Annotated in this window: 10 protein-coding genes; 7 read left to right on the forward strand and 3 right to left on the reverse strand. The window is 38.0% G+C overall.

Annotated elements, in window-relative coordinates; all coding sequences use genetic code 11:
* The first annotated feature begins 55 nt into the window (after nt 1-55).
* From guaB to CXF85_RS09690, 4 genes are all read left to right on the forward strand, one after another.
* Nucleotides 56-1528: an IMP dehydrogenase gene (gene guaB / locus CXF85_RS09675; RefSeq protein WP_101228325.1), complete on the forward strand. Its 1473-nt coding sequence runs from the start codon at nt 56-58 to the stop codon at nt 1526-1528.
* Nucleotides 1529-1891: 363 nt separating this feature from the next.
* Nucleotides 1892-3469 carry a glutamine-hydrolyzing GMP synthase gene (guaA, locus tag CXF85_RS09680; protein WP_101228326.1) on the forward strand — a complete coding sequence of 526 codons (1578 nt, stop codon included), beginning with the start codon at nt 1892-1894 and terminating at the stop codon, nt 3467-3469.
* Between the two features lie 322 nt (nt 3470-3791).
* Complete coding sequence (locus CXF85_RS09685; RefSeq protein WP_101228449.1) at nt 3792-4457, forward strand: DUF2959 domain-containing protein; 666 nt, start codon at nt 3792-3794, stop codon at nt 4455-4457.
* A gap of 3 nt (nt 4458-4460) precedes the next feature.
* A complete protein-coding gene (locus CXF85_RS09690) occupies nt 4461-4814 on the forward strand; it encodes a RidA family protein (protein ID WP_101228327.1) in 354 nt (117 codons plus the stop codon).
* Nucleotides 4815-4864: 50 nt separating this feature from the next.
* Here the strand turns inward: CXF85_RS09690 and CXF85_RS09695 are convergent, their stop codons facing one another.
* Nucleotides 4865-6973 (reverse strand): TonB-dependent receptor plug domain-containing protein, encoded by a 2109-nt coding sequence (locus tag CXF85_RS09695; protein WP_101228328.1) that lies wholly within the window; start codon nt 6971-6973, stop codon nt 4865-4867.
* A 383-nt stretch (nt 6974-7356) separates the two neighbouring features.
* Here CXF85_RS09695 and CXF85_RS09700 point away from each other — a divergent pair, with 383 nt between their 5' ends.
* The 3 genes from CXF85_RS09700 to CXF85_RS09710 are packed head-to-tail and all read left to right on the forward strand — an operon-like array spanning nt 7357 to nt 11625.
* Nucleotides 7357-8076, forward strand: a complete 720-nt coding sequence (locus tag CXF85_RS09700; RefSeq protein WP_101228329.1) for a glutathione S-transferase family protein — start codon at nt 7357-7359, stop codon at nt 8074-8076.
* Entirely contained in the window at nt 8077-9606 is a 1530-nt protein-coding gene (locus CXF85_RS09705; protein ID WP_101228330.1) for a protein adenylyltransferase SelO, read from the forward strand.
* Between the two features lie 21 nt (nt 9607-9627).
* Nucleotides 9628-11625 (forward strand): RecQ family ATP-dependent DNA helicase, encoded by a 1998-nt coding sequence (locus tag CXF85_RS09710; protein WP_101228331.1) that lies wholly within the window; start codon nt 9628-9630, stop codon nt 11623-11625.
* Between the two features lie 82 nt (nt 11626-11707).
* On the opposite strand, the gene CXF85_RS09715 is transcribed toward CXF85_RS09710, so the two are convergent.
* Together CXF85_RS09715 and CXF85_RS09720 are read right to left on the reverse strand one after the other, a co-directional pair.
* On the reverse strand, nt 11708-16084 hold the full coding sequence (locus CXF85_RS09715; protein WP_101228332.1) for an ATP-binding protein: 4377 nt from the start codon (nt 16082-16084) through the stop codon (nt 11708-11710).
* Nucleotides 16081-17709, reverse strand: coding sequence for a response regulator (locus tag CXF85_RS09720; protein ID WP_101228333.1), 1629 nt, complete (start codon nt 17707-17709; stop codon nt 16081-16083). Before CXF85_RS09720 ends, CXF85_RS09715 begins: the two co-directional genes overlap by 4 nt.
* Nucleotides 17710-17711: the final 2 nt, after the last annotated feature.

Raw genomic sequence — 17711 nt, forward strand, 5'->3', positions numbered from 1 at the left:
TAAAATTCTGCCGCAATATTCACTCCCTAACCAACCCTTTTAGAGAGATGTTGCGATGCTAAGAATTGCCCAAGAAGCTTTAACTTTTGATGACGTACTACTTGTACCTGCTCATTCAACAGTACTCCCACACACGGCTGATTTAAAAACTAAATTAACCCGTAAAATTAATTTAAATGTACCGATGATTTCTGCGTCTATGGACACAGTAACTGAGTCTCGCCTAGCAATTACGTTAGCGCAAGAAGGTGGTTTAGGTTTTATTCATAAAAATATGACCATTGCTGAACAAGCTAAACATGTTTCTCAAGTGAAGAAATATGAAAGTGGCATCGTTTCAGACCCTGTAACAGTAAGTACTGATTTTACTATTGAACAAGTCATGCATAAAGCTGATGACTTAGGTTTTTCAGGTTTCCCTGTTGTAGATGATAACAACAACTTAGTTGGTATCATTACCGGTCGTGATTTGCGTTTTGAAACGGATTTAACTAAATCTGTTTCTTCACTTATGACAGTTAAAGACGATTTAGTCACTGTTAAAGAAGGTGCTGCACGCGAAGAGATTTTAGGTTTAATGCACAGCAACCGTATTGAGAAAATCTTAGTGGTTGATGATGCTTTTAAATTAGTGGGTCTTATTACTGCGAAAGATTATCAAAAAGCTGAAAATAAGCCTGATGCATGTAAAGACGAATTAGGTCGTTTACGTGTTGGTGCTGCTGTTGGTGTTGGTGCTGGAACTGATGAGCGTATTGACGCATTAGTTGCTGCGGGTGTTGATGTTTTATTAATTGATACTTCACATGGTCACTCTCAAGGTGTTCTTGACAGAGTTAAAGAAACACGTGATAAATATCAAGACTTACAAATTATTGCTGGTAACGTAGCAACAGCTGCTGGCGCAAAAGCAATGGCTGATGCTGGCGTTGATGCTGTTAAAGTAGGCATAGGCCCTGGCTCAATCTGTACTACACGTATTGTTACTGGTGTAGGTGTTCCACAACTAACCGCTATTTCAAATGCCGTTGAAGGCTTGAAAGGTACTGGTATTCCAGTTATCGCTGATGGCGGTATCCGCTTCTCTGGCGATATTGCTAAAGCACTTGTTGCCGGTGCACACTGCGTTATGGTTGGCAGCATGTTAGCTGGTACTGAAGAAGCACCTGGCGAAGTTGAACTTTACCAAGGTCGTTACTACAAATCTTATCGTGGTATGGGCTCTTTAGGCGCTATGGCGCAAAAAGATGGTTCAAGTGACCGTTATTTCCAAAAATCTGAAGGCGAAGCAGACAAATTAGTACCAGAAGGTATTGAAGGTCGCGTTGCTTATAAAGGCCCTGTAGCGGCAATTATTCATCAGCAAATGGGCGGTTTACGTTCATCAATGGGCTTAACGGGTTCTAAAGATATTGAAACAATGCGTACTAAGCCTGAGTTTATGAAAATAACGTCAGCAGGTATGGGTGAGTCACATGTACACGATGTAACCATCACCAAAGAAGCCCCTAATTATAGAATGGGATAAACTCGGTTGAGTTATTTAAGTTCGATTTCGGCGTTGCAAGTGCTCATTGACTATCGTCAACTCCGCGCTAGCGCCTTGAACTAGAACTAAAATATTCTCAACTTGGTGTTGCAAGAAAAACATAATTTATGATGATGGCTAAAGTTCATCATCAAAACAAATTCAAGTAGGCCGAGCTGATATCTCATGAGATAAAAGCTCGGCCTGTTTATATTTAAATATTGCTCTAAATGAACGAGCTTTAGGCAAAGCGTTTGAGTGATTAAATAAATGAGTTTATGTTTATAAATGATTTTGTTTAATTACGAAAACAATGCAGTATAAAGTTTGTTCATGACGAGCCGCCAAAGGTAGGAAAACAACATGAGTAAAGACATTCATGATCACCGCATACTAATTCTAGATTTCGGTTCACAATACACTCAACTTATTGCACGTCGCGTACGTGAAATAGGTGTTTACTGTGAGCTTTGGTCTTGGGACGTAACAGAAGAGCAAATTAAAGGCTTTAACCCAACGGGTATTATTCTTGCTGGTGGTCCAGAGTCAGTAACAGAAGCTAACTCTCCTCGCGCTCCTGAATATGTTTACACTGCTGGCGTACCTGTATTAGGTATCTGTTACGGTATGCAAACTATGGCCGAGCAACTTGGCGGCGGCGTAGAAAGCTCTGACCATAAAGAGTTTGGTTATGCTGCTGTTGAGTTAATTGCTCAATCTGCGTTATTCCATAAAGTTGAAGACAGCATTGGCGATAACGGTAATGCTTTACTTGACGTTTGGATGAGCCACGGCGATAAAGTATCTGCTATTCCTGAAGGTTTTGTTACCGTTGCACAAACAGCAAGTTGTGCTTATGGCGCAATGGCAAACGAAGAAAAACAATTCTACGGCGTACAATTTCACCCAGAAGTAACGCACACCAAACAAGGTGCTCGTATTTTAGAAAACTTTGTTGTCGATATCTGTAAATGTGAAAAATTATGGACTTCAGCATCAATCATTGATGATGCGATTGCTAAAATGAAAGCGCAAGTTGGTGATGACGAAGTTATCCTTGGCCTTTCTGGTGGTGTAGATTCATCTGTTGTTGCTATGTTATTACATCGTGCTATTGGCGATAAACTTACCTGTGTATTTGTTGATAACGGTTTACTTCGTTTAGACGAAGGCCAGCAAGTAATGGACATGTTTGGTGATCACTTCGGTTTAAACATCATTAAGATTGAAGCGGAAGATAGATTTTTAAATCGTTTAGCGGGCGAAAGTGAGCCAGAAGCAAAACGTAAAATTATCGGTAACGTATTTATTGACGTGTTCGAAGAAGAATCGAATAAGCTTGATAATGCAAAATGGTTAGCACAAGGTACTATTTACCCTGATGTAATCGAATCAGCTGCTTCTGCAACGGGCAAAGCACATGTGATTAAATCGCATCATAATGTTGGCGGTTTACCTGATTACATGAAATTAGGTTTAGTTGAACCATTACGTGAATTATTTAAAGATGAAGTACGTAAAATCGGCTTAGAGCTTGGTTTACCATACGACATGCTTTATCGTCACCCGTTCCCTGGACCTGGTCTAGGTGTACGTATTTTAGGTGAAGTGAAAAAAGAATATGCTGACTTATTACGTCGTGCTGATGCTATCTTCATTGAAGAATTACACAAGCATGATTTATATACCAAAGTAAGCCAAGCATTTACCGTGTTCTTACCTGTAAAATCAGTAGGCGTTATGGGCGATGCACGTAAGTATGACTGGGTTGTATCATTACGTTGTGTTGAAACTATCGACTTTATGACAGCGCGTTGGTCACACTTACCATACGATTTCTTAGGGTTAGTTTCTAACCGTATAATCAACGAAATTGAAGGTATTTCACGCGTAGTTTACGATATCTCAGGTAAGCCACCTGCTACAATCGAATGGGAGTAGCTTTTTTGTAAGCTTGTTAGAACAACCAACTTCGGCGTTGGAAGTACTCACCTATAGCCATAGGCTCCGTGCTTCCGCCTTGAATTTGAATGTTCTAACTACGCTTTCAATTAAAGCTCAACCAATGAAAACCCTAAGATTGTAAAGTCTTGGGGTTTTTTATTGGTTGGAAGAAATTAGAATAATTATTTTGCTCGACTCGATTAATCCATATACCATTAGCGCTAAATGCTAGCTCGTTCAATAATTAGTACATCAGGTTAATTATCTGTGACTTGCTACGAGTAATAAATTAAATAACATATTAGGGAGTTTTATGTTTATGAACATATCCAAGTTTAGTCAAAATTTATGCGTTAACTTAGCTATAGTCGTTAGCCTTCTCGCGTTAACTTCATGCTCAAGTGCTTATTATTCTGCGATGGAAAAAGTAGGTATTCATAAACGTGATATTATGGTCGATCGTGTTGAAGCGGCGAAGGAATCGCAAGAAGAAGCACAAGAGCAGTTTAAATCGGCGTTAGAAGAAATGACTGCGCTAATTAACTTTGATGGTGGCGAACTTGAAGATCAATATAATGTCATTCAAGAGCAGTATGAAAATTCAAAAGAAGCAGCGGAGTTAGTTAGCTCTCGTATTGAAAAAGTTGAAGATGTTTCTGATGCGTTATTTGACGAATGGCAAGACGAAATAGGGCAGATATCTAGTGTAAACCTAAAACGTCAAAGCTCATTAAAGTTTAAAGAAACACAGCGTCGTTATAAAACCTTGATTAAATCTATGCATAAAGCTGAGAGTAAAATGGCGCCTGTATTAACAGCTCTAAAAGACAATAGCCTATTTTTGAAACATAATTTAAATGCGCAAGCTGTTGGCGCTTTGCAAGGCGAAATGATTGCTATAGAAAAAGATGTCAGTTCGCTAATTAAAGATATGAATACAGCTATTGAACAATCACAAAAATTTATTGATATGTTGGAGAAATAATTAATGTCTATTGAAAGACTCGAAACTAAACCAAGAATGAGCCGTATTGTTAAGCATAACGGTACTATTTACTTATGTGGTCAAGTTGCGGCTGATGCCACGAAAGATATCACCGAGCAAACGCAAACCATGCTTGATAAAGTTGATGCCTTATTAACGCAAGCAGGCAGTGATAGAGAGCACATCTTATCAGCGACTATCTACGTTAAAGATATGAGCTACTTCGCTGATATGAACGCTGTATGGGATGCTTGGGTACCAGAAGGACATGCACCAGCACGCGCATGTGTTGCCGCTAAAATGGCGAGAGAAGCATTGCTTGTTGAAATATCAGTAGTTGCTGCTGAAATAAGCTAAAGGGCTCTGACTCTAGCCCATTAGATATAATTCTTTCTAGATATCAGTATCTAGAAAGTCCCCCAAATGGAAAATTTTAATTCGGGGCCACGTTGTCGGTGAGAAATTTCACTACCATCAAATTCACCACTTCGATCCTTTTGATAGAAATATCGCGATCTAGTATAACGGCCTGTATTCAAGTGAGTCACTTCTAATTGGGTTTTTAAATCAAAAAATCGTGTGGTTTCAATAAACAAACGTACACGCTTATTTCCGCCAAAGGTTTGAATTTCGTCCACGCGATAATTAGTATCGATAAAGTCTCCCCAGTATTCAGCTCCCCAGGCGAATTTTTCAATAATAAAATCTTGACGAAATTTGAACGTTGTCCAATTAGGCGTGTAATCATTAATTATTCGATCTGCTGAAATAATGGAATCATAAAACTGAGAATCATTATATTTATATGAAACCTCTAACAAGGCATTTGGCAATATATAATCGAGCGGTAAGTTTAACTCAGTGATGAACCCCCAAAAACGTGCATCTCCAGCATTCCCAAGTCCTTGGCTAATTTCATCTCCATTTGTTTCAAGTATTATTTGCTCTAATATGTCACTTCGCCATTGATAAAAAGCTTTGACCTTTAAACTACCCCGTTCACTAAAACTCCAATCATAAGTTGCAGCTATTTCAGTTTGTTGATCAGGCTGAAGATCAGGGTTACCTAATGTTGAGCTGTCATCAGAAGCTTCTGTGCTACTTGCAAAATCGTTAAAATTTAATTGACCCACGCTGTGTTCACCTTCCAACGTTAAGGTATTATTGCTGTTAACTTTGTAGGTAGCGGATAAACGAGGTTTAATAAAATCAAATTTTTGTGTCTGGTCAGTGTCACCACTAACAGAAATTTGTGAGAACTCTGCCGTGAGGCCACCTTCTAAAGTGAATTTGGCATCGACTTCATAGCTAAATGTAGCAAAAAACTCGCCTCGCCATTCTTCAACAACAACATTAGCACCTTCAACTGGAACCAATACGCCATTTTCAGTTTCATTTGCGTTGGTATTAAGTCTATTATTGGCAATCTCAAAACCAAATTCGGGTTTAAATGCCGCGTTAGAAATTTTCCCTAATGTTGTACGTGCTATCACTTCAGTTTTAAGACGGTTTTGGCTAAAGTAATTATCGCTGACTTCAAGAGGAGAACGTATCTCTTCATGAAAATTATAGTGGTAATTTCGGTCATTAACTAAACCTAAGCCAATGATATGCCACTTCCAGCTTTCTATTTTTTGGGTCCAATCTATTCCTAGTTCAGCCATTTTGAATTTATTGTTTTCATTAAGCTGCCAAAATTCATCAGGTGTAGACGTATCGGGTAAACGGTTGTTGAAAACATCGCGCTGTGTATCTCCACGCCATTTATCACCGCCTATGCGGCTATTGATTACAAGCTGACCACTGGAAAATTGGCTTGCCCCTTCGCCATTTATAAAAATCCAGCGCCCTGAATCGCTAAACTCTTCATCTGCGCTTGAGGTTAGCGAATTATTAGCATCGAAATTTTCGATTAAAGCCGTTCGATAACCGGGGCTGCCACCAATATCTATATCAAATGAGGTTTCCCAGTCAGCAATGGTTGTCGACATAGCGGCTTCCAAATTTGGAAGATAAGTATTGTCTGGTGCTCGTCTTAGTTTGGCTGCCCAAGTGCCTTGTTGAAGGCCTTTAACTCGAATAATATTAGCCACTACAGATTGTCCTGCTGCATCACCGGCTGCAACGCCACCACGTAAAATAACAATGCTTTCAACTTGAGCTGCTGAAATTCGAGTAAGAGCACCGGTCAGTCCGCCTGACTTAGACGTTGGTCTTGCACCGTCGATTAATACGTTACCCGCATTGCCACCAAAGCCACGGGCATTAGAGCCCCTATCAAAGGAGAAACCGGGTAGTCGATTAATCATATCCATTGCATTTTGCGGTGTATATTGCTCAAAAAAAGCAGCGGGATATTCAGAAGAGTCTGGAACTAAAGACATTTCCGATGATGCACTTACCGAATCATTGGCAATGGCAAGTATTGAATTGAATGAAAGTATGGAGGCAAATGTATAGCCCAACAATCTGAAAAATTTTATTTTTGGTATACTCGGATTTTTGGTGAATTTCATATTTATTTACAACGATACTCTAGGGTTAAATCAATAACTTACTGTTAACAAATTGATTTAGAAAAGAAGGTTCATGTTTATATGACTAAGATTACATTGTTTTACACTTGGCTGTTCTTTTTTACGTTGAAGAGTTGAATATTTGAGGTAAAGTATTTTTTATCTTGGTTTAGTCATAAGCTTGCGTTAAATATAAGCCTTATATCTTTTATTGTTACCGACTTACCCCTTAATGGATAAGTCACTTTAGCGTCTCGTACTTTATGATTTATTCTAAGTGACCTTAACCGTTAATTACCCTGTGATTTAAAATAATCTGCACTAATTCGGTAGAGCTCCATCTGAAATAAATTTACATCGTTATGTAAATACAAGGAAAGTAAATGATTACACTTTATGGTTTCGGCAAATGCTTTAACGTAATGGATGCAAGTCCATTTGTTGTTAAGGTCGATCTTTTTATGCGCATGGCGAATATTCCTTGCCAAGTGAAGTATGGTGCTAAATATTTAAAAGTATCACCAAAAGGTAAATTACCTTTCATTGATGATGGCGGTAAAGTGGTTGCTGACTCCGAAGCAATACTGAGTTATTTGACAGAACAATACCAAGTCACATTAGATGCTGAACTAACACCTGAACAAAAAGCACAAGCCTATTTAATTACTAAGTCATTAGATGAAAGTCTCTATTGGTGTTTGGTCTACTCTCGATGGATTCTGGATGAAAGTTGGCCGTTAACCAAAGACGCTTTTTTTGGTACTTTACCTGCGCCATTATGTTGGTTTTTACCCAATATTATTCGTAAAACGGTAAAGAAAAATCTTTATGGCCAAGGTGTTGGACGACACTCAGCAGAGGAAATTCTTGCGATAGCAGATAAAAGCTTACAATCATTGTCTACCCTGTTGGCAGAGAAAAATTTTTTCTTTGGCGAACAGCATACATCGTTTGATGCGGTAGTCTATTCGCACTTATGTGAGTTTATTTCAGTACGTTTTGACAATGGTTTTGAAAATGTATTCACTAAACAAGCCAAAACTTATCAAAATCTAGTACAATTTTGTCAACGTATTGAAGACAAATTTTATCAAGAGAAATAAATGCCGATAAATCTTTCTAATAGCTACCGTGATCTTGGCGAAAGCTTTTCACAACAAATTTTGCCAGATCCTGTTGCACAGCCATCTTTATTATTGTGGAATGAAGCGTTAGCGCAAACTTTAGGTCTTACTTTTGATTCTACTGACAATAAAGAAAATGATGCTGACTTATTAGCGCAGTACTTTTCGGGTAACCGATTAATGGAAGACAGTAAACCAATTGCCCAAGCTTATTCAGGTCACCAGTTTGGTCAATTTAATCCGCAACTAGGTGATGGTCGCGCGCATTTGTTAGGTGATATTGCTGATGAACAGGGACAGCGTTGGGACATTCAACTTAAAGGCTCAGGTGTCAGTCAATTTTCACGTAGCGGTGATGGTCGTTGTGCACTTGGACCAGCCTTACGTGAATACATTATGAGTGAAGCGATGTTTGCCCTTGGTGTACCTACTACGCGTTGTTTGGCGGTGGTTACTACCGGGCAAAGTGTTTATCGCGATAGGCCTTTTGCTGGTGCGATTGTTACTCGTGTTGCAACCAGTCATATACGTGTTGGAACTTTTCAATATTTTGCTGCTCGTGGTGATACAGAGTCACTTAAAAAGCTGACTAATTATTCTATTAAGCGTCACTTTCCTGAGTTACTTGCTGAGTCAGCTGTTGAATCATCAAAAGCTACAGATGATAATGAAATTAGCAGCGAACAAGTGCTTAACTTTTTCTCAGCCGTTCTATCAAAGCAAATTCCTTTAGTACTGTCATGGTTAAGGGTTGGCTTTATTCATGGGGTAATGAATACTGACAATACTGCTATTTCAGGGGAAACAATCGATTATGGCCCGTGCGCCATGATGAACGCATATCACTGGGAAACTGTTTTTAGCTCAATTGATCGTAATAGTCGTTATGCTTTTGGTAAACAGATAAGCATTATGCAATGGAATATGACGCGATTAGCTGAAACGTTATTACCTTTAATTGATAGCGATGAAGATGCGGCAGTGGCACAACTTCAACCGCTACTATCACAATTTCATCAGGACTTTGAAGAAAACTACTTGAAAATGATGGCGGTGAAAATCGGTATTGATGAACCTGAACAGGGTGATGGTAAACTCATTAGTGAGTTAATTGCTATCATGCAAAAAAATAGCTTGGATTACACAAAAACCTTCACAGCATTAACCGATGCATTAACTGATTCTCTTAATGGCAATGCCATTGAAGGGCCATTGTTAAATTTACTCGGTGAATGGCTGCCTCGTTGGCAAATACGTATCGCGGGCTTTAAAGCAGCGGCACATGAATTGATGGTGAGCAATAACCCTGTTGTTATTCCAAGAAATCATGATGTTGAAGCTATTCTGGCAACTAGCCAAGCTTCTTATCAAGAAAAGGGTGATTTAACCGCATTATATGAGTTTTTGGCGGTATTACGACAACCTTATACCGTACTCGATAATACAAAAAACTATCAAAATTCTCCCGCTGATGGCGATGAAAATTATCATACCTTTTGTGGTACTTGATCAGCTATTAAGGTTTAATTTATGAATAATCAACAGAAAAACACGCTTAAAGGCTCTCTTCTCCAGACGTTTGGTTTTGATAACTTCCGTCCAGGGCAAGAGCAGACCATAACGCAGTTATTAAATGGTCAATCGAGCTTGTCTATATTCCCGACAGGCTCGGGTAAGTCGTTGTGTTATCAGTTAACTGCGCTGCATTTACCGCATTTAACTTTAGTAGTCTCACCTTTATTAGCCTTGATGAAAGATCAACTGTCATTCCTTGCGAGTAAAGGTATTAAGGCCGCGAGTATTGATTCGACCTTAAAAGGCAACGAAGCACAAACTGTAATGGCAGGTGTGCGTGATGGTGATATTAAAGTCTTGATGGTATCAGTAGAGCGTTTTAAAAATGAACGTTTCAGACAATTTATTGAGTCCGTACCAGTCTCTATGCTGGTGGTTGATGAGGCGCATTGTATTTCTGAGTGGGGCCATAACTTTAGACCTGACTATTTAAAGCTACCGAGTTATTGCCAAGCGTTAAAAATTTCGTTGGTGTTATTACTCACCGCGACGGCTACCCGTAAAGTTAAACAAGACATGGCAGCAAAGTTTGCCATTCGAGACGAGCATATTGTGCAAACTGGCTTTTATCGACAAAATCTTGATTTAAGCGTATTACCTGTTGCAGAGTCACATAAAAACGGCCAACTTGAACAAGTTATTAAAGCGCAGCAAGGCCCAGGTATTGTGTACGTTACTTTGCAGCACACCGCTGAAAAGGTCGCGCAATACTTAACGCAACAAGGTATTAATGCTTGTGCTTATCATGCCGGTTTTGACAGTGATACTCGCAGCCAAATTCAACAAGATTTTATGGCGGGGAAAATCCAAGTCATTGTCGCGACTATTGCCTTTGGTATGGGCATTGATAAAAGTGACATACGTTTTGTTATCCATTATGACTTACCAAAATCGATAGAGAATTACAGTCAAGAAATAGGTCGAGCAGGGCGAGATGGACGACCTTCTCAGTGTTTTACCCTAGCAAACCTTGATGGTTTAAACACCGTTGAAAACTTTGTTTATGGTGATACCCCTGAATATGCGGGTATAGAAATGCTGTTAAATACCATCAAAGACGAAGTGGTTACCAACTCTTATGATAGCAAGTGGGAGTTACAAATCCTTCAACTGTCTAATGCGGTTAATATCAAACAATTACCGCTGAAAACGTTACTTGTACAACTAGAGCTCGCTGGCGTAATTGAACCGCAATATGCTTATTTCGCCGATTTTAAAATTAAATTGTTAAAACCGAAAGATGAAATAATTAACAGTTTTAATGATCAACGCAAAGATTTTTTACAACGTATTTTTAATGCGACAGACTTTAAAAAAATATGGGGTAGTTTAAATTTTGATACGTTATTGCAAGATAAAAGTATTGAGCGTAACCGCGTTATTGCCGCACTTGAATACTTAGCTGAGCAGCAACTGATCGTACTTGAAACTAAAGGTATGACAGAGGTGTTTAAAGTAAATGCTAATGAGTTAGCTGATCCTAGCTTATGTTCAAGTCTCAGTAATTATTTTAAAGACAATGAAGAAAAAGAAATAAAGCGTATCGCTACCTTAGTGCGATTCTTTCAACTAGATACTTGTCTAACGGTAAATTTAGCGCGTTACTTTGATGACCCTTACTTTGATGGCAATGTGAACACCAATCATAACGCAGTACCACAATGCGGTCATTGCAGTGTTTGTCGTGGACAGGTAGCGGTACTTGAACATTCTCAAACACAAATTCCATGGCCGAGTGATGAAGCCTTAAAGCAGGGCATGACGGAGTTAGCTGATCGACTTGCCGGTAAAATAAATCAACCTTTGTCTCTTGAGAGTTATTGTCGATTTTTTGCGGGTATGACAGTCCCCTTGTTTGGCCGTAATAAAGTAAGACAATTATCAGGCTTTGGTTTATGTGAGCAGCAACGATATCAAGCTATTCGAGAAAAGCTGGCAAGCTTGAATAATTAATAGTCCGTGATATTGAGGTGAAAAAGAAGAGAAAGCATAATTATACTTTCTCTTCTATTCTCTTTTCTTAGCTTTACCTGATTTAATCAGCAAGGCTTTCTTTTTGCTGTTGAAAAACAATAAAAATATCAGTAAGTTCTCGTGTAAATGTTTGCACATCTTCAAGTTGATTATTTTTTGCAGCTTGTTCTAAGTTACGACTCACTTCAGCTAATGATGGCGCAGAAATCATGGCAGCAGAACCTTTGATTTTATGTGCTAACAAAGCGATATTGGTAAAATCCTGATTAACTAGCTCAGAATTTAATTTAGAATCTAACGAGTTCTCGTCTCCATCGAAGCCATCATTATTTAAGGTATTAGTGAGCATATCAGCAAAGGCATAGGTGGTTAATTCATCGATAGATTCCTGTGTTGCATTAACGAATTCACCCAATAACTCTTTCACTATGGCTAAATCGCCAAACATCTCAATTAATCGCTCAAGATCGAACAAGATGTCATGTTTGTTAACCGCGGCAATCGTTGCAGGAGTCGCGCTGTTATTATCGTCTAATAAATTGTCTAATGAATCGTCTAATGAATTATTTTCAGAATACTCAGACTCATTTAATAATACTCCAGAAGACATATGTGCAAGTAACTCTTCATCACTAATACTCTCAATCGCAGTGATATCGAAATCGTCTATCCCAATGTCAGTCATATCGAAATTGTCTATCTCAATATCAGACTGATAAGTGCTAGTGTCATCAGCATTGGCTTCATCAAGTAATTGTTCAACCAACTGCTCATCATGGGTTAATTCATACTCAATACTTGCCAACGAATGATCTTGCTCACTCTGTAGGTGTTGCTCAATAGTTTGTTTTAAAATAGCCATTGATACCGGTTTTGTTAAATAACCATCCATACCTAAGTTTTGACAATGTTGTGCTTCACCAGATAACGCATTAGCTGTTAGTGCAATGATGGGAATCGTATTACCTTGCTCTCTGAGTACCTTAGTGAGCTCATAACCATCCATATTAGGCATATGACAATCAGTGAGTAATAAACCATAGTTTTTTTGTTTTATGGCCATCAGTGCCTCTTCACCATCATCAACAAAGTCAGCGTGAAAATTTAGCTGCTCCAATTGGCGTTTTATTACCAATTGGTTAGTGGGGTGATCTTCAGCCACTAAAATCAATGTGCCATTTGCAGTTGCCTCGTCTTTGCTCGAGTTATTTCCTTTTTTCTGATCTTCGGCAATGATGGCAAATAAATCTTCATCTTGGTTGGCTTGACTCAGCTCAATGGTATCAATCAACTTTGTTAATAAAACCGGTGCGCTAGAAAAAACGAAGTGCCCAGGCTCTGGGGAAAAATGGCGTTCAGTGATTTCTATCCAGGTAGCATTGTTATAGTCGTTAATTAAATCGAATTTTTTAATGAGTGATTCATGGCAAATAAAAATACAATCCCCATTAGGAATTGACGCTTTAATTTTATCAATATTTTGATGCAGGCATGGGATAACAATTAATGGATAGTCCCAAGCTTGTAAATATTGTTTTATTTTTTGACTACAATAGTTACCGTCATCAATTAAGAATAACGGTTTGTTAGTTGATATTTTTGGCTGAAATACTTCTTCGGAACTGGTTAATGTCAGCATAAAACTAAAGCTAGTACCACTACCAAGAGCGCTAACGAGTTTTATTTCGCCACCTAAACGTTCTACCAACATTTTAGAAATAGTTAAACCTAAGCCGGTACCACCATACTTTCGTGATGTTGAATTTTCCGCCTGGGTAAAGGGAGTAAATAATTTTCTTTGGTTAATTGGCGAAATACCAATGCCATTATCTTGTACAGTAAATTCCACCACTTGTTGGTTTTTACTGTTTTTTATCAAGCTGATTTTTACTAAAATTTCACCTTTAGGAGCAAACTTAATCGCATTACCCAGTAAATTTGACAGTACTTGCTGTAAACGCACCGGATCGGTAATGACTTGGTGGCGCAAATTGGTGTCAAAATCGAAATTTAGCGTTATATCATTCGAATATGCAGTATTTGTATGTGCTTGAATGGTTGATTCGACAATGGTTAATAAGTTGCTATCTATTTGTTCAACACTTAATTGGCCAACTTCCATTTTTGAGTGGTCAAGTACATCATTGAGTATATGTAGTAAGTTATTAGCAGAATTACTCATTATTTTTATATCAGCTTGCTGAGGTTTCGTTAACGATGAGTAACCTAATAATTCTAACATACCAATTATGCCGCTAATTGGTGTTCTTATTTCATGGCTCATCATAGCTAAAAACTGAGACTTGGATTTATCTGCGTGTTCAGCTGCTTTTTTTGCATTTGAAAGGGCAAACTCAGCTTCTTTTCTTTCGTCAATATTGAGTAGTACACCATTCCAAACATTACGTCCGTCAACGTGCAGAGGGCATGCACTTAAATGTAACCAATGAACAGCATCATCAGGAAAAACCACTCTAAACTCTACTTCAAAGGCTCGTTCTTGTTGTGCAGACTTTTTCTTTTCAGCTCTTATTCTTTGCAAGTCTTCCTCAGGTACAAGTTGAAAGAATACACTAGGGTTAGTCATAATGTCGTCGTGAGTGAATGGGACTAACGTTTCAATGCCTTGGCTAAGGTAGTGAAAAGTAATGAGGCTGCGCTCATTAAGGTAAAATTGTACTACCGCACCGGGAATTGCATCAGCCAATGAGTTTATTTCAAATTCTGCATCCTTTGCTCGCTTTTCAGCATCAGTACGTTGTGTTATTTCAGCTTTGAGTGTTCTATTCCAAAATAAAGTGCCGCCAATAATAATAAGGAAAACCATAATACTTAGCGCGGTCGCAATAATTATTTCTTGTGAAGTTGTGTGATTCTTAACTTCAATACGCGACCATTTATTGTTGATCAAACCTAACTCATCATCAAAGTTAGTTAAGACCTTATTGATTAAATTAATTAATATTTCATTATTATTATTACTGGCAAAATGTATATCAATAAATTCATCAGCATGGATGTTGTTAATTATTTTGAATTTACCAGACATTTCACCCTGTAACCAAGGTGCGGCGGAAGCAAGTAACGAAACAATTACATCAGCTTCGCCCTTCGACAGTAAATCAAAGCCTTCGTTAATATCTTTCGTAACAATAATATCTGCTTGTGGTGAAAAGCTACGCAGTGACGTTGCTGTTTTTTTACCGCGATAATTCACCAGTCTAACTTTGTCGGTTTTAATGTTGTTGAGGGTCAAATTGCTGTGAGTACTTACAATCGCAACCCAAGGGCTGGAATGATAAGTATCGGAAAGTTTAATCTTATGGGCATCATCAACTCTGACAGTCGTGGCGGGTAGTAAACTAACCTCATTGTTAGATAATTTATTAATGGCTTCTGGCCATGATTCTATATTGACAGGAACAAAATCAATACCGAGTTTATCTGAAATAAGCGCCATTAAATCAATAGATAAGCCATCCAATTCTCCGTCCTCACTGATAAAGGTAAAGGGAAACCAGTGATCACTGTGGGCAAATTTAATTTCTGGGTTGTCTTTAAGCCAATCTTTTTCTGCTTTGCTCAGGCGTAAAGGGATTTTATGCTTAGCTTTTTTAAGATTTGCTTTACTCCAACGTGAGGCAACTTCTGCATGAGTTGTCTTGTCTATCTCGGAAATTATCTTGTTAATTGCCGAACGCAGTAATGTATATTCAGGTTGAATGGCAAAACGGTTATGATCAACAGGCACATCAGCGACTAATACGCTTTGCATGGACGTAGATTCTGTATTCTCAATCAAGAACTGATTAAGTAAGCTATCACCGTAATAGGCATCAGCTAAATCAAATTTTATTGCGGCAAGCCCATCTATGGTATTTTTAACATCGAAGAATTTTGCACCACCGAAATATTTTGATAACTCTTTACGACTTGAAAAGCCATTTTCCATAGCAAAAATCAGCTGACTAAAGTCTGCTATATTATGCTCTTTTTGCCATATTGATGATCGCTTTACGAGCATGGCACGTGGTACCGATAAAAAGGAATCACTAAAGGCCATGTACTTTGTTCGAGCTGCTGTAGCAGTAAAACCGACAATCAGGTCAACCTCATGACGTGCAAAAGATTGCTCCATTGTAGTTATACTGTCTAATACAATAATATTAAGTTCTACCTCTAATTCTGAGGCGATTAACTGTAGATAATCGTGATAAATCCCCAGTACTTTGCCTTCATGAGAGTGAATAATGTAAGGAGGGTAATCAAAGCCAACAAAAGCGACAGTGAGCTCTTCTTTATTACTCAACCACTGCTTTTCTTCGGTAGTTAATTCGATAGCTAAATTATTAGCATGTACTAAGTTACTTTGCATGAATAGCACACTCATCATGAGTAAAATGCTAACGAGTAATTTATTGAATGGTAATGTCATCATAATTGTTGCTCTAGTGCGGTAAAGCTGTTGGAAACTTCTTTATTGGTGGCTATAAACCAGTCAGGTAAATTATAATCTTCTGTTTGTGAAGTAATCGTTTCGTTGGCTTGCTGATAAACGACTCTCAGGTTTTCTATTGGAACTGACATAGGAATTGCTGAGGAAAGCCCTTTTATTATCGACAATGCGGTATCGACTTCAAATGGCGATTTTTTCCATATTTCTAGCCATTGATTTACCGAACTAACGTGTTCATTTTTGTCGTATAGCGCTATTGCACTACTTTTAAGTTGTGCCACGCTCTCTTTTTTACTTTTACATAGGTGTAAAAATTGTCTTATCAAAAAATCCTGTGAGAGTGTTTGGTCAGAGTCAATTAATGTTTCGGGTAGCGTTGGTTTTTTACCCCCTAAAACAGACTGTATCTGCAGTGCATCAAAATAAGCATAGAAGTCTGCTAAAGGCACTTCTTGTTGATAACAATCCCAAATACGTTTTGCTGCTTTTATATCACCGGATAATAATAAAAATCGACAAATAATTAGCTCTCTATGCAATTGGTAATGCGACAAGTTAAACTGTTTCTCTATTAATTTTAAACTTTGATTTAACTCTACTTTTAATGGACCGAGTTGCACTAAGGTACCTGGGGTATTATGGCTTTGCTCTGCTTTGTAAAGTAAGCTACGGGCATGGATCAAGCTAATATCTACGGTGTTCCAAATAGAATACTTTATTTTGTTTTTAATTCTATTCGCTATGACAATCACCTCATCAGTATCTTTGGTTAGTAGCGCTAAATTGTACTGAATAAGTAAGCGTTCAACATTATTTGGAGAGATGGCCGACATCTCGCGGTAAGCTTCACTCGATTTTTTTAATTGTTTTTGCTGTAGAAAACAATCAGCCTGTACTTGAAGTGCGCTAAAGCGTAACTTTTTATCGGTAATTATCGGTTCAATTAATTTAAGCGCTAAAGGGTACTTTTTTTGTAAGATCAGCATTTTCGCTAATTTTATTCTGGCATCGTTATTTTTGTTATTAATTAGCTGAATGTAAATTTTCTGAGCAATCTCTTCTTTGCCTTCATTAATATAGAGTTGTGCGCGGGCGTAGGTCATTCCACTGGTTTTTTCATATTTATTGCATAACGCAATAGCAGCATCTAAGCCTTTATTTTTGTGTGTAATAGTAATGTTTTGAAAAATGGTTTTTTGTCGATGACAATTAATTAATCGATTGGTCACCGAGTCAATGTTAATCGGTTTAATTAAGTATCCGTCGGGAGAAAACTCAGAAAAACCAAAAAATACACTTTTACTCATTTCACCGGTGACAACGAATACCACTGTTTTTTCTTTAATAAGCTTCTTTTTATGGAGTTCTTCTAATAACTGTAAACCATCAGAATTTTTGCCTAAATTATAGTCACATAAAATAAAGTCGTAGCTACGGGCAATACAAGCTGATACGGCCATTCTTGCATCTTTTACGATATAAACATTATCATAATCACAGCCATTTCTAATGAGCATATGTCGTGTAGCGTTGAGGATCATTTGACAATCATCAATCACTAAAACACTCTTTTGTTTGAAAAAATCTACGGTGCTTTTACTGGTCATAA

It is taken from the genome of Colwellia sp. 75C3 (assembly GCF_002836255.1).
Classification (GTDB): Bacteria; Pseudomonadota; Gammaproteobacteria; order Enterobacterales; family Alteromonadaceae; genus Colwellia.

Excerpts from the sequence above, each read along its gene's own strand:
- guaB (WP_101228325.1), top strand. The coding sequence starts at position 56 with ATGCTAAGAATTGCCCAAGAAGCTTTAACTTTTGATGACGTACTACTT.
- guaA (WP_101228326.1), top strand. The coding sequence starts at position 1,892 with ATGAGTAAAGACATTCATGATCACCGCATACTAATTCTAGATTTCGGT.
- CXF85_RS09685 (WP_101228449.1), top strand. The coding sequence starts at position 3,792 with ATGAACATATCCAAGTTTAGTCAAAATTTATGCGTTAACTTAGCTATA.
- CXF85_RS09690 (WP_101228327.1), top strand. The coding sequence starts at position 4,461 with ATGTCTATTGAAAGACTCGAAACTAAACCAAGAATGAGCCGTATTGTT.
- CXF85_RS09695 (WP_101228328.1), bottom strand. The coding sequence starts at position 6,973 with ATGAAATTCACCAAAAATCCGAGTATACCAAAAATAAAATTTTTCAGA.
- CXF85_RS09700 (WP_101228329.1), top strand. The coding sequence starts at position 7,357 with ATGATTACACTTTATGGTTTCGGCAAATGCTTTAACGTAATGGATGCA.
- CXF85_RS09705 (WP_101228330.1), top strand. The coding sequence starts at position 8,077 with ATGCCGATAAATCTTTCTAATAGCTACCGTGATCTTGGCGAAAGCTTT.
- CXF85_RS09710 (WP_101228331.1), top strand. The coding sequence starts at position 9,628 with ATGAATAATCAACAGAAAAACACGCTTAAAGGCTCTCTTCTCCAGACG.
- CXF85_RS09715 (WP_101228332.1), bottom strand. The coding sequence starts at position 16,084 with ATGATGACATTACCATTCAATAAATTACTCGTTAGCATTTTACTCATG.
- CXF85_RS09720 (WP_101228333.1), bottom strand. The coding sequence starts at position 17,709 with ATGACCAGTAAAAGCACCGTAGATTTTTTCAAACAAAAGAGTGTTTTA.